Origin of the sequence: Nocardia sp. NPDC046763 (assembly GCF_040645495.1) — a bacterium.
Lineage (GTDB): Bacteria > Actinomycetota > Actinomycetes > Mycobacteriales > Mycobacteriaceae > Nocardia.
The window spans coordinates 58053-70516 of record NZ_JBEYYI010000030.1; the positions used below are offsets into that span (position 1 = coordinate 58053).

General features: G+C 68.3%; 11 protein-coding genes and 1 pseudogene. 4 read left to right on the plus strand and 8 right to left on the minus strand.

The window, feature by feature from the left end:
* Nucleotides 1-50: 50 nt before the first annotated feature.
* On the plus strand, nt 51-1130 hold the full coding sequence (locus tag ABZ909_RS35425) for a hypothetical protein (RefSeq protein ID WP_357008762.1): 1080 nt from the start codon (nt 51-53) through the stop codon (nt 1128-1130).
* Here ABZ909_RS35425 and ABZ909_RS35430 read toward each other — a convergent pair.
* The 4 genes and pseudogenes from ABZ909_RS35430 to ABZ909_RS35445 form a co-directional block, all read right to left on the minus strand.
* Nucleotides 1094-1273: pseudogene (locus ABZ909_RS35430) on the minus strand (hypothetical protein); the annotation flags it as partial. The gene ABZ909_RS35425 and the pseudogene ABZ909_RS35430 sit on opposite strands and share 37 nt — an antisense overlap.
* A gap of 170 nt (nt 1274-1443) precedes the next feature.
* Entirely contained in the window at nt 1444-2103 is a 660-nt protein-coding gene (locus tag ABZ909_RS35435) for a hypothetical protein (protein WP_357008765.1), read from the minus strand.
* A 168-nt stretch (nt 2104-2271) separates the two neighbouring features.
* A complete protein-coding gene (locus ABZ909_RS35440; protein ID WP_357008768.1) occupies nt 2272-2514 on the minus strand; it encodes an SDR family oxidoreductase in 243 nt (80 codons plus the stop codon).
* Between the two features lie 237 nt (nt 2515-2751).
* Complete coding sequence (locus ABZ909_RS35445) at nt 2752-2982, minus strand: hypothetical protein (protein WP_357008770.1); 231 nt, start codon at nt 2980-2982, stop codon at nt 2752-2754.
* 75 nt (nt 2983-3057) lie between these two features.
* Between ABZ909_RS35445 and ABZ909_RS35450 the strand changes: the two genes are divergently transcribed.
* Nucleotides 3058-3924, plus strand: a complete 867-nt coding sequence (locus ABZ909_RS35450; RefSeq protein ID WP_357008773.1) for a class II glutamine amidotransferase — start codon at nt 3058-3060, stop codon at nt 3922-3924.
* A 28-nt stretch (nt 3925-3952) separates the two neighbouring features.
* Here the strand turns inward: ABZ909_RS35450 and ABZ909_RS35455 are convergent, their stop codons facing one another.
* The gene (locus ABZ909_RS35455) at nt 3953-4750 is read right to left on the minus strand and encodes a DUF2470 domain-containing protein (protein ID WP_357008776.1); all 798 of its coding nucleotides are present in this window, start codon (nt 4748-4750) and stop codon (nt 3953-3955) included.
* Between the two features lie 36 nt (nt 4751-4786).
* The gene (dinB, locus tag ABZ909_RS35460) at nt 4787-5989 is read right to left on the minus strand and encodes a DNA polymerase IV (protein ID WP_357008778.1); all 1203 of its coding nucleotides are present in this window, start codon (nt 5987-5989) and stop codon (nt 4787-4789) included.
* Nucleotides 5990-6187: 198 nt separating this feature from the next.
* On the opposite strand from dinB, the gene ABZ909_RS35465 reads away from it, so the two are divergent.
* Entirely contained in the window at nt 6188-8050 is a 1863-nt protein-coding gene (locus ABZ909_RS35465) for an alkyl sulfatase dimerization domain-containing protein (protein ID WP_357008781.1), read from the plus strand.
* A 15-nt stretch (nt 8051-8065) separates the two neighbouring features.
* Here ABZ909_RS35465 and ABZ909_RS35470 read toward each other — a convergent pair whose 3' ends face one another.
* Entirely contained in the window at nt 8066-8704 is a 639-nt protein-coding gene (locus tag ABZ909_RS35470; RefSeq protein WP_357008784.1) for a TetR/AcrR family transcriptional regulator, read from the minus strand.
* Between the two features lie 80 nt (nt 8705-8784).
* Here ABZ909_RS35470 and ABZ909_RS35475 point away from each other — a divergent pair, with 80 nt between their 5' ends.
* Nucleotides 8785-10299, plus strand: a complete 1515-nt coding sequence (locus tag ABZ909_RS35475) for an FAD-dependent monooxygenase (RefSeq protein ID WP_357008787.1) — start codon at nt 8785-8787, stop codon at nt 10297-10299.
* Between the two features lie 113 nt (nt 10300-10412).
* On the opposite strand, the gene ABZ909_RS35480 is transcribed toward ABZ909_RS35475, so the two are convergent.
* Nucleotides 10413-12443, minus strand: coding sequence for a glycosyltransferase family 39 protein (locus ABZ909_RS35480; RefSeq protein ID WP_357008789.1), 2031 nt, complete (start codon nt 12441-12443; stop codon nt 10413-10415).
* Nucleotides 12444-12464 lie beyond the last annotated feature (21 nt).

The window sequence follows — 12464 nt, forward strand, 5'->3', positions numbered from 1 at the left end:
GTACTATGCACGGGGTTGATCAGCTTGGCCTGCAGGAAGGAGCGGTAGCGGTGGCGGATGAACAGGTGGTATCGGTCGGCAGACAGGTCCGGGGTGTCACGGGTGCGGCGCTGACAGCCTCGTTCGTGACGGGGGCCGGGTTCGTCGCCTTCGCATGGACCACGACGCAGGCCAAGACCGTGCGGGCGGCGAGCCCGTGGCAAGACGACCCGTACGACGTGGTGGTGTCGTTCACCGAATTCGTGGTACCAGCAGTGCTGTTGCTGATGGCACTGCGAATGCTGTTGTGGCGCAACGATCAACCACAACCAGCCTTCCGTGTCGCACAGCTTGTACGGACCGCCGCCGCGAGTACGGGGCTCGTGGCGGTGACTGCGGCGACGGACTGGGTCGCGGTCGCGGTCGAGGCCGATCGCACCGAGTGGATCGCGCCGACCACGCCGGTGCTGATCACCGCACTCACAGTCCTCACGGCCGTCACCGCTGCCGGGCTGATGCTGCAGCGAAAAGCGTTGCGGCTGTTAGCATCCGAGCGAGTGCATGATGGTGATTGGGTCGACGACATCGAACCTCTGGCCGCATTGCTCACCGGTGGCCGGGCCATTGTCCGTCCTTCCCACCACAGGTCGGTCACGGCGTTCACCCGCCGTCACGACATCGCCGTTCTAGCAGCGGCGGCCGTGTCCGCAGGGGCAGCGGTCACAGCCGCGCAAGCCATCGGCGAGAGGTGGACCGACCCGCTGCTGGTCGTCCTCGCAATGGTCATCGCCACCAGCGGATTCTTCGGGATGGCAATGCTCGGCAACCATGTCCTCGTTTTCATAGCCCCGGTCCCGCGGCCGAACCGGATACATCGCGCAGTCCGCGCCGCCGCCACGGCCGCCGCACTAGGAATACCGGCCACGGTGGCCCTGCGCGCCGCGATCTGGTCCCTGCTCGGCGCTGTCGCCGGACACTCGCCCCTGGGGCTGCTCCTCCTGGCGACCGGCGGCGCAATCATCGTCGGAAGCGTGACCTTCACCGTCGTCGTGACGCGCATCCACTCATATCTGCTTCTGCCCCGGCTACCAATGGCGTTACGGTCCAAGGACGTTCAGAGCAATGTGTCACGGACGCGCAGGGGCCGGTAGCCGGTCGGTCCGAGGTGGGCGAGTTCGGCGTCGATGTCGACTTCGATGGCGCCGAAGAAGTTGGTGTTCTCGCTGTGCGCCGGGCTGATGTGCGCCAGCACATCGTCGTCGATCCGGCGCCCGGCCCGGCGCAGCTGCTCGACGGTGTGCTGCCGCCCGGGACAGCTTGCCGACCGGACAGCACCGCCTCGAGCTCACCGACCGCCTCGTGCAGCTCGATTCTCGGCCAGTGCAACGGCGACCCCGCGAAGGGCCCCTGCTGTGATGCAGGGGCCCTTCGGGTTTCGGCAGAGCGGGCAATCAGGCCGGCCGGTCAGGGCAGCCGTACGAGCAGCCAGTCGCCCTCCTCCTCGTTGACCAGCGCGTTTTCCGAGGCCGGGCTGGATGCGTACAGGGCCTCGTCGAACTGGGAGCCGGCCTGATCGTCGCGGGGGCCGAGGCCTTCGACGTCGCGGGTCCCCGCGCTGGTGATCTTCTCCAGCCGCGGCATCTGGGGCATGGCTCCGACAGCGTTGAGCGCGTCCTGCTCAGCCGCGGTCGGTGTCGTGCTGTCGAGGCTGAAGAAGGCGGCCACCTGATGATTCATCCGCATGTTCTCGAGATGGGCCAGGGCGTAGCGGGTGAGCAGCGCGGCCCGTCCGGCACCGACGACGGCCATGGGCTTGCTGCCAGAGCGCACCGCCTGCGTGCGCAGCGCAGCCTCTTCGATCACCTGCTCGGCGGTGTCCCAGTCGCAATTATCGTTGTAGCCCACCAGGATCACGTCCTTGCCGTGTTGGCCCAGTTTCGTCCGCAGCGGGTAGTCAGGGCCGTCCACCCGGCTCGCGAACGCGTCGAGGTCGGTGGGTCCCTGACCGGGGTCGGCGACCACGATCACCGGATCGACGACCTGCGCCGCACCGTTGGCCGGGTATACCCAGGCGGTGCCTCCGCGGAGTTTCCACTGCTGTGACGGTTTGTTGTTGCCAGCCACGATCGAACTCCTCTCACGTCGGAAACGAAGAAGGAATCTGCATCACGCACCCCTGACGGTGTGCAACATCTACTGGTCACCGACCACTGAGCCGGCAGTCACCAGGTGATCTTGATTCTAGAAGGGGCCGCACCACCGCGAGACTCTTTGCCCGAGTCGACGGTGCGGCTACCGCTCCCGACGGCGGTCGGACCCGAGCTCAGGGCACTGAAGTCGGGGGCCACGATGTGGTCTGTGTCGCCGGGGCGACCGAGGCGCCAGCGGAGCCGAGGCGGCCATCCGCTGTAAGCGTTGGATGTATTCGCTGTCGGCTGGGCCGGGCCGTCCGCCGGGGATCTCGATCGGGCCGGGGTTGACGGCGTTGACGCGGATTCCGCGGGGTGCGAGTTCGGCAGCGACGCTGCGGGCCATAGCCGAAATTGGTTGCGCGGCTTGAACGATCGAACTTCATTGGATTTTCGGCGAGTCCTACCGGGACCCCTCGTCCCCGCTCGCGACCACGGCGGTGGCCGGCCAGGTCTCGGTGCCTACCTCGACCGTCCCGGCCGGGTTTGCCACTTCGTACAGTCCCTGACGCGCAACGTCGGTCATGGTCCGCATCAACTGCGTTGCCGCCGTGGGTATTCCGCTCCCGGCAGTGAATCCGCCTCAGTGCTGCAACCGCCATTCCGCATCCGGTTTCGGAAGCGGCCAGGTCCACCCGTTCTTCAAGCGCAGTTCCAATAGCTGCTGTCGGCGACCACACGACTGCTCGGTGTCACCGTCGCCCTCGACGCAGTTGCGGTGGATCCACATCATGGCTTCCACCGTGCCCGAGAGGCGCATGGCGTCATGCTCGGGCATACGATGATGCGTGAGCACCGACGGCGTGTCCGACATGGCCCAATCATCCCTCAGCCCGGCCGTGCTGTCGTGCAGTCCGCGCGTCTTCGCCTCTTATGGGAGGAGTTGGTCATGTGCCGCCTGTTCGGACTCTCGGCCGCGCCGCAGCGGGTGCGCGCCACCTTCTGGTTGCTGGAGGCGCCCGACAGCCTGTCCCGGCAAAGTCACCGCGAACCCGATGGCGTCGGCCTGGGCACCTTCACGGCCGCGGGCGCGCCGCTGGTGGAGAAGCAGCCGATCGCCGCCTACGAGGATCGGCTCTTCGCGCAGGAGGCCCGCGAATGCGAATCCGAAACCTTCGTCGCGCATGTCCGTTTCGCCTCCACGGGCGGGCTGAACATGCGCAATACCCATCCGTTCGAGCAGCACGGACGCCTGTTCGCGCACAACGGGGTGCTGGAGGGGCTCGACGAGCTGGAGCACGAACTCGGCGACTATCGCCGACTCGTGCACGGCGACACCGACTCCGAGCGCTTCTTCGCCCTGATCACGGCCCGGATCGACCATCATGCGGGCGATGTCACCGCGGGCATCACCGACGCGGTCGGCTGGATCGCCGACCGGCTGCCGCTCTACGCGCTCAACCTGATTCTCACCACCGCGACCGAACTGTGGGCCCTGCGCTATCCCGACACCCACGACCTGTATGTCCTCGAGCGTGCCGCCGGTGGCGCACAGGGCGATCAGCGGCTCGACCACGTGGGTCATAGGGGCATTCGCACCAGCAGTGGCGTGCTGACCGACTATCCCGCTGTCGTCATCGCCACCGAACGCATGGACAACGACCCCGGATGGCGGCTCCTCGCCTCCGGTGAACTGCTCCACGCCACCGGGGATCTGGACGTGCGGTCCAGCATTATTCGGGATTCCCCGCCCCGCCACCTGCTTTCGCTCGCCGACCTGAACGAGACCGCCGCCGCCTCCCAGACCGCACACTGACGATCACGCTGCGGCATGGTCCGGTCGGTCACTCCGGTCGCGAGGCCCGGGCCAGATCGACAGTGGCCGTACGCAAGTCGGCGATGCTGTCGATGGGCGTGAGATAGCCGATGCGGGTGACCGCGATGCCGCGCGGGGTGGTGACCCGCAGATCGAGGCCGAAGCGGTCGGCGCGTTCACAGACCGCGGCGGTCGCGTCCGGATAGCCGCCCCGGACGTGGGCCATGTCCAGCAACGCGTCCGCGTGATCGTCATTGAGGTGGGCGATGGCGCGGGCCGCGCCGGGGATGATCGGATCGGCCTGGGCGGCCGCGTATTCGTCGGCGGTCGCGGAATCCATGCGGCCGTACCCGCCGACCCAGCGGGCCCGCTGCACCCGCAGCACCCACACCGTGAAATCGCTGAAGTCGATGTAGGTCTTGGCGGCCGGGACCGCGGCCAGGTGGGCCGCGCGGGCCGCCACCGCCTCCTCGCCCTGTGGGCGTTCCGCGACACCGGCGAGCGTCAATCGGGTTCCCGCCAGCGGATCCTCCGGCAACTCCGGGGTCACGATGGACAGGCTGGCTCGCGGATCGGCGGCCAGATTGCGGCCGTGCTCAGCCATCCGGGACACGCACAGGACCGGTTGTCCCGCAAGCAATCCGTAAGTGACGAAACTGGCCCAGGGGCCGCCGTCGGCCGACAGGGTGGCCAGGGTGGCCGTATTCGTTGCCGCGGCAACGGTTCTGGCCTCATCCGCCGCGGACGGCCGGGTGGTGATCGCGATGGGGGTCAGCGGCGGGGGAGTCGAGGGCGCGTCGCCCGGGTCGCCGTGGTCGAGAGCCATGCGTCACAGGCTACCCGCGCGGCCGAACAGGACCGATCAGTCGGGAAGGATTGGCACCGAGAGCCCTTCGCCCTTCCGCAGCAGGGCCGCGCGCGTGACGGTGCCCGCGCCGAAGCGATCCCGCAGTGCGTCCAGGGTCGAATCGAGGGTGGATTCCGCTCGCGGCTCGAACGGCAGCGACAGCTGCATGGTGTCGGCGTCGTCCAGGTTGGTGAGGGACAGGCCGATGAGAGTGAGGCCGCCGCGCTCCCGGATCAGCGGCATGGTCGCGGCGAGCAGGGTGCATGCGGCCCGCAGGACGGCCTCGCCGCTGTCGGTCGCCTCGGCCAGCGTGTGCGAGCGGGTGGCGCGGGTGAAATCGTCGAAACGCATGCGCAGCACCACCGTTCGGCACACTCGCCGGGCTTTGCGCAGCCGGTGCCCGAGCCGGTCGGCCAGGCCGTGCAGGTAGGCCTCGAGCTCCTCGTCGCTGCGATGGCGGCGGCTCAGCGCCCGCTGTGCGCCGATGGAGCGCCGGCGCCGCCCGGTGTCCACCCGGCGCGGGTCCCGCGCCCACGACAGGGCGTGCAGATGCCTGCCCGTGGCCGGGCCGAGCACCGCCGCGAGCGGCCCCTCACCCAGGTCCGCGAGCTGGCCGACCTTGGTGATGCCGCGTTCACGCAGCTCCCGCGCGGTCACCTCACCCACGCCCCACAGGCGTTCCACCGGCAGTGGATGCAGGAATTCCAGCTCCCTGTCGGGTGGAACCTCCAGCAGCCCATCGGGTTTGGAGACCGCGCTGGCCACCTTGGCCAGGAATTTCGTGCGCGCCACCCCGACCGAGATGGGCAGCCCGACCTCCGCGCGTACCCGCGCCCGCAGCCCGCGCGCGATATCGACGGGGGTGCCGGCGATCCGCCACAGTCCGGCCACATCGAGAAACGCCTCGTCGATGGAGATGCCCTCCACCTCGGGCGTGGTGTCGCGGAAGATCTCGAAGACCGCCTTGCTGGCCTCCGAATACGCCGACATCCGCGGCGGCACCACGATCGCATCGGGGCACAGGCTCAGTGCCCGACGCACATTCATGGGCGTCCGCACCCCGAACGCCTTCGCCTCGTAACTGGCGGCCAGCACGACCCCGCCGCCGACGAGCACCGGCCGCCCGCGCAGCCGCGGACTGTCGCGCTGCTCCACCGACGCATAGAAGGAGTCCAGGTCGGCATGCAGAATCGCCGCCCGCTCGGGGCGCTCGCTCATCCTCGTCGGCGAACCGGACACGAACATATGTTCGCATACCCGTCGGTCTGTTGTCCCGCAGTCCCGTCCACCCGACCGATTCGGACCACACGGGTGAGGCGTAGCTTCAAGGCGCGGCAACACTTCGGGCAATACGGATCGAAGAATGGAGTCGACTTGTGCAGCCAGCCAAAACCTGCGACCCCGGGCACCGCTCGCGTGAATCGTGAAGCGGCCGCACGCTACGACCTGGCGAACGTGCAGGACTTCTCGGATGTGCGACGCGGCCTGATCGCCGAACTGCCGGGCAATGTCATCGCCGGTGACGGTTCGGTCATCTTCGACCCGCACGCCCTGGACTGGATCGAAGAGGGTGCGCCCGCGCCCGACACGGTCGATCCGAGCCTGTGGCGGCAGAGCCAGCTCATCAAACTGGGCGGCCTGTATCAGGTGTCCGATCGGATCTACCAGGTCCGCAACAACGACATGGCCAACCTGACCGTCATCGAGGGCGACGACGGATTGATCGTGGTCGACTGCATGTTCGGGGTGGAGTCGGCGCAGCAGGGCATGGACCTGATCCGCACGCACGTCTCCGACAAACCGGTCGCGGCCGTCATCTACACCCACACGCACATCGACCACTACGGCGGCGTGAAAGGCGTGGTCGATCCCGCGGACGTGGCGTCGGGGAAGGTTCCGATCATCGCCCCGGGCACGATCAAGTCGTTCGACAAGTTCGCCATCGGTGAGAACGTCATCACCGGAAATGCCATGGCGCGCCGCAGTTTCTACGCCTTCGGTGGTCTGCTGGACTTGAACGCCACCGGGCACATCACCTGTGGCATCGGCATCGTCTCCACCAAAGGCGCGACCGTCTCCTACATTTCGCCCACCGACTCGATCACCGAGACCGGCACGCGGCGCGAGATCGCCGGACTGGAATTCGAATTCCTCTACGCCCCCGACACCGAGGCGCCCGAGGAATTGCACATCTGGATTCCGGAGCTGAAGGCGCTGACCTGCGCGGAGAACGCGAACCATGCACTGCACAACATTCAGACCCTGCGCGGCGCACGCACCCGCGACGCCCGCAATTTCGCCCGCTACCTCGACGAGACGCTGGAACGGTGGGGCGACGAGGCCGAGGTGCACTACGGCCCGCACACCTGGCCGGTGTGGGGCAACGACCAGGTGAGCACGCTGCTGGAATCACAGCGCGACACCTACAAGTACATCCACGACCAAGCGCTGCGGCTGGCCAACAAGGGATCCACTCCGTTGGAGGCGGCCGAGATCATCGAACTGCCCGACGAATTGGGCCGCAACTGGGCCAATCGCGGCTACCACGGCACCGTCCATCACAATGTGCGTGCGGTGTTCACCAAGGAACTCGGCATGTGGGACGGCGATCCGGTGTCGCTGCACCCGCACACGCCGGTCGACTCGGCCACCCGCTTCGTCGAATTCGCCGGAGCCGACGCGATTCTCGCCGAGGGCCGGCGCGCTTTCGAGGCCGGCGACTATCGGTGGGCGACCGAGATTCTGCACAAACTGGTCTTCGCCGATCCGGGCAATACCGCGGCGCGGGAATTGCAGGCCGACGCCTACGAGCAGATGGGGTATCAGGCCGAGGGGCCGCAGTGGCGAGGCGTCTTCCTCAGCGCCGCAAAGGAATTGCGTGAGGGTGTGCAACCACCGCCCTATGTGACGGCCAGCCCGGACTCGATTCTGGCCATGCCGATCGACATCCTCTTCGACTTCGTCGCGGTCCACGTCATCGGCGAGAAGGCCAGCGGCGTGAACATCAGCATCAATCTCGATTTCACCGATTCGGGACAGCAGTGGACGATGTGGGTGCGCCGCGGTGTTCTCAACGCCCGCCAGGGGCGCGCCGACGGTGCCCGGGTGACGGTGTCGGGTCCGAAGGCGGCACTCGTCAAGGTGCTGCTGACCCCGGGCTGTGCCGGGGAACTCGCGGGCTCGGGCGCCATCACCCTCGACGGTGAGGTGACCGCACTCGGCGAACTCGCCGCGCTGCTGGACGACTTCGAGCCCACATTCCCGATCGTCACCCCCTGATCGGGCGGTTCTCGGCTACCGGCGATCCGGGCGGACCGTCCCCGCGAGGATGGCGGTGAGGCCGTCGGTGAATCTGCGGTCGCGTTCGCCGGTCATGATGGAGATGGTGGTGTCGCCGGCCGGGTTCGGGTGGGGGGCGTCGGCGGTGAGGGCCGAGACCAGCGGCTGCCATTCGCCGGAGCGCTCGAGTTCCAGGTAGGCCTGCTCTTCGATGACGAAACCGGTTGTGTAGGAACGCAGGACGGATTGCAGGTCGCCCGGTTCGAAGGGCGGTACGACGATGCCGTGCAGCAGTGTCATGAGGGTGCCCGACAGTTTCACCGTGGCCGCGAAGGGGGAGTAGGAGCCCGCGACGATGCGGCCGCCGTCGCGGAATCGGAGCATCGCCGCGCGCATGCGCTCGCAGCAGGCGATGACCTGGGCGAGTGTCGGGGCGTCGAGGTCGATATCGGTGAGGTCGATGGTGGCGTAGACGGCATCGGACATGGCGCGCTGGAGATCTCGGCGATCCTTCAGATGCTTGTACAGCGCGCCGGGAGTCACCTCGGCGGCCGCCGCCAGTCGCCGCATGGTGAGCGCGTCCAATCCGTTCGCCGACACGTACTCGTGGGCGATTTCTACCAGCCGATCCCGGCTCAATCCACGTTTGACCATCGGTCCAGAGCCTAGCGCCGGCCTTGGTAGCCGGGTTCGCGTGGTTGACGACACGGATCAGCTCCTTTAGCCTTCGTCTGGTGAACAATGTTTACCAGAACGATGTGGTCATCGCCGGAGCCGGACCGACCGGGCTGATGCTCGCCTGCGAATTGCGGCTCGCGGGAATCGAAGTGGTCCTGCTCGACGCCCTCACCGCGCGCACCGGACAGTCGCGAGCGGGCGGTATCAATGCCCGGACGATGGAGATCCTCGATCAGCGCGGGCTGATGGAGCGAGTGCTGCCGCACGGGTATGTGTTCCGGGGCCGCGGTCCGGGGCATTTCGCCGGGCTGCCCATCGAGTTCAGAGATCTGGCCACCCGGTATCCGACCGGACTGGTCATCACCCAGGCCGACATCGAGACCCAACTCGATCGGTACGCAACCGAATTGGGTGCACCCGTGCAGTGGGACTCACCGGTTGCAGACCTCGAGCAGGACTCCGATGGTGTCGAGATCCGGGTCGGTGGTGCGCACGGCCGCCGCATCCGGGCCGCATACCTCGTCGGCTGCGACGGAGGCCGCAGTACGGTCCGCAAACTGGCTGGGATCGAGTTCGCCGGGACCGACGCGACCATGGTCGGCACGATCGCCGATGCCGAACTGGCGGACCCGCCGCCCGGCTGGATCCTGACCGAACGTCGCGGACCGGGTGATTTCTCGGTACTTCCGTTGCAGCCCGGCTGGTTCCGGCTCATGGTCAACCGGCACGACCGCGTCATCGACCACGCGGCCCAACCCTCCTTCGAGGACTTCCGGGCATCCTTCCGCGAGGTGGCCGGCACCGACTACGGGATGCACAGCCCCCGCTGGGTCTCACAGTTCGGCGACGCGGCCCGCCTCGCCGAACGCTACCGTTCCAATCGCGTACTGCTGGCGGGCGACGCCGCGCACATCCACTTCCCCGCCGGCGGCCAGGGATTGAACACCGGCGTGCAGGATGCCGCCAATCTGGGCTGGAAGCTCGCCGCCGTTCTGCACGGCGGCGCGCCCGAAGCCTTGCTCGACACCTACGAATCCGAACGCCGCCCGGTCGCCGCGCGCGTCCTGCAGAACACCCGCGCCCAGACCGCGCTCATGCGCCCCGGCCCCCATACCGAGGCCCTGCGCGACACGCTCGCCGGACTCTTCGACATAGACGAGGTCCGAAACCGCCTCGGCGGCATGCTCTTCGCCCTCGACGTCCGCTACGACGTCGGCGACGGCCACCCGCTGTCCGGCTATCGCGTCCCCGACGTCGACCTCACAGTCCCCGCCGGCGGCACGCGCGTCCACGAACTGCTCCGCGGCGGCCGCCCGGTCCTGCTGTCCCTGAACGGAACCCGCCCGCGGATCGGCGACTGGCAGGGCCGCATCGACGTCGTCGAGGCGCGGTGCGACGCGAGCCGATGGTCCGTACCCGGCCTCGGCGACATTCCCGCGCCGTCAGCAGTCCTGGTCCGGCCGGACGGCCATGTGGCATGGGCCGCGGACGGACCCTGCGACACAGGTCTTCTCGAAGCGCTCAGCGCCTGGGTCGGTCCGAGTACTGCTGCGCACCGGGCCCGACAGTAGCGGCGCGAGTTCACGGGATTCTCCATAGCCGGCCCGGAAAAGACCTCGGCGGCGTCCCCGGATCGACGGGACTCGGTGGGCCGAGCCGGAATCCGGGGACGCCGCCGCAAGGGTCAGTGCGGCTGCACCGTCAGGTCGTAGACCGCCATGTAACCGAAGTGCTGGGTGGCCGTGTAGTGGGCGGTTACCCAGTCGAGGATCTCCTTGTTGCCCGTCGGACGCCAGATGCCTTGCTTCGCACCCGATTGCGCGGGCGCGGCGGTGTCACCGGGCTTCGGATCCACCCGCCAGGAGTCGGGCAGTGGGACCTCGGGGGACAGGTAGTAGGTGATCTCGTGGTTACGGACCATGTCCTCGAACTGCGGCAGCGTCGGCACCGGGTCGGCGGAGGTGAAGCCGCCGATGGCGAGGACCGAGGTGCGGCTGGCCAATTCGAGCCCGGACGCGGGCGACGAACGGTCGATGGCGGCCGACCATTTGGTATTGGTCTGCTGCAGCAGCGCGACCAGTTGCGGATCGGCCTGACCGCCGAACAGCGTCTCGAGCTGCTTGCGGAACTGATCGGCCGGTCCGGTCTTCTTGGGCTGGGCCGGGCCCACGGTCGGGCCGCCGCCGGTGTGCGACTGCGGCAGGGTCGCGGCCGCATACGCCGTGGAGCCGGTCAGGCCCGCGATCACACCGGCCACGAGCAGCAGCGTGGTCACGCGGCCGCGCAGCCGGTCCCAGCGGGCCGCGGGCGGCAGCGCCAGCACGAGCAATCCCAGCGCCGTGATCACCGTGACCGCCAGCACCGCCCAGCGCAGCCACGGCTGCCAGTCGGAATTGCGTTGCAGCAGCACGAAACCCCAGATCCCCGCCGAGAGGATCAGCGCGGCGCCACCCACGCGGCCGAACGCCTCGGCCCGTCGCCGCCACACCTCGTACGCGCCGATGGCGAAGCAGCCCGCGATCGCCGGGGCGACGGCGAGGGTGTAATAGGCGTGCATGCCCGATTTCATCGCCGAGAACAGCACCCCGTCGATGATCAGCCACAGACCGAACACCAGCGCCGCGCCGCGGATCAGATCGGTGCGCGGCCGGCGTCCCCGGGACACCAGCACCAGCACGAAGGCGAGCAGCGCCGCCGGCAGCAGCCACGAGATCTCGAAACCGATCTCGCCGGTGAACATCCGGTCGGGACCGTTGCCGAACCCGCCGCCGAATCCGCCGCCCTCGAGCGCCTTCGGAATCTGGTAGCCCTCGGGCAGTTCGAAGGGGTTCTTGGCGTTGCCGCCCATGTGGTTCTTGCCCAGGTAGCGTGCGAAACCGTTGTAGCCCAGCACCAGATCCATGAACGTGTTGTCCTTGGATCCCGCCAGGTACGGGCGCGAATCGGCGGGCCAGAGGATGGTGAGCAGCACGTACCAGCCGGAGGAGACGATCAGCGCGCCCAGCGCGGCCAGCGAGTGCAGCAGCCGGTTGCGCAGCGTGGTCGGGGCGACGATCGCATAGGCCAGCCCGAGCGCGGGCAGCACCATGAGACCCTCGAGCATCTTGGCCAGGAACGCGAATCCCAGTGCGACACCGGCCAGCACGATCCACTTCAGGCTCGCCCGCGGCAGTGCGCGCACAGTGCAGTAGGCCGCGGCGGTCATGAGCAGCACCATGGCGGCGTCCGGATTGTTGAACCGGAACATCAACGCCACCACGGGCGTCACCGCGAGCACCAGACCCGCCAGCAGCCCTGCGCCGCGACTGAGGGTGACCCGGGTGACCGCGCCATACATGAGCGCGACCGCGCCCACCGCCATGATCGCCTGCGGCGCCAGCATGCTCGCGCTGCTGAACCCGAACAGCTGCCCGGACAGGCCCATGACCCACTGCGAGACCGGCGGCTTGTCGACGGTGATGAAGTTGCCCGGATCCAGCGACCCGAACAGCAGCGCCTTCCAGTTCTGCGATCCGGACCAGGCGGCCGCCGCATAGAAGCCGTTGCCCATCTGGTTGACCGTGATGTTCCACAGGTATGCGACGGCGGTGCCGATGAGTAGCAGCGCCAGCGCCGGCCGCTCCCAGCGGCGGGCGGGGGAGAGGCCTTCCGATGACGTCTCGGTTGGCGGGGCGGTCGGTTCGGACGGGGCCAGCTCGGCAGTGGTCACGCTCACCGCGGGAGTGTGTCGCGCCAG